Genomic DNA, 418 nt, shown 5'->3' with positions numbered 1-418 from the left:
AAGGACATGCGCGCGCTGATCCACAGCGCCGAGCAGGCGCATTGCTCCAGCGACCTGTTGCAGGCAGTGGAAGCGATCAACCGGCGGCAGAAGCACAAGCTGTTCGAACGCATCCGGGTGTTCTACGACGGCGACCTGCGCGGCAAGACCTTCGCCCTCTGGGGCCTGGCCTTCAAGCCGAATACCGACGACATGCGCGACGCGCCCAGCCGCGAACTGATGGAAGCGCTCTGGCGCCACGGCGCGCAGGTGCGCGCCTACGATCCCGAAGCCATGCAGGAAACCCAGCGGCTCTATGGCCACGACGAACGCCTGAGCCTGATGGGCACCCCCGAGGCGACCCTGGGAGGCGCCGATGCGCTGGTCATCTGCACCGAGTGGCAGCAATTCAAGGCACCGGATTTCGAGCTGCTCAAGG

General features: G+C 65.8%; 1 pseudogene. It reads left to right on the top strand.

Features of this window, described 5'->3' with window-relative positions:
- Positions 1-418, top strand: a pseudogene (locus EEB15_RS33415) (UDP-glucose 6-dehydrogenase); the annotation flags it as partial.

Source organism: Ramlibacter sp. WS9, assembly GCF_003797765.1.
Taxonomy (GTDB): Bacteria; Pseudomonadota; Gammaproteobacteria; order Burkholderiales; family Burkholderiaceae_C; genus Ramlibacter.
Note: the sequence above shows the minus strand (reverse complement) of the source record. Positions and strands in the feature narration are given on the sequence as shown.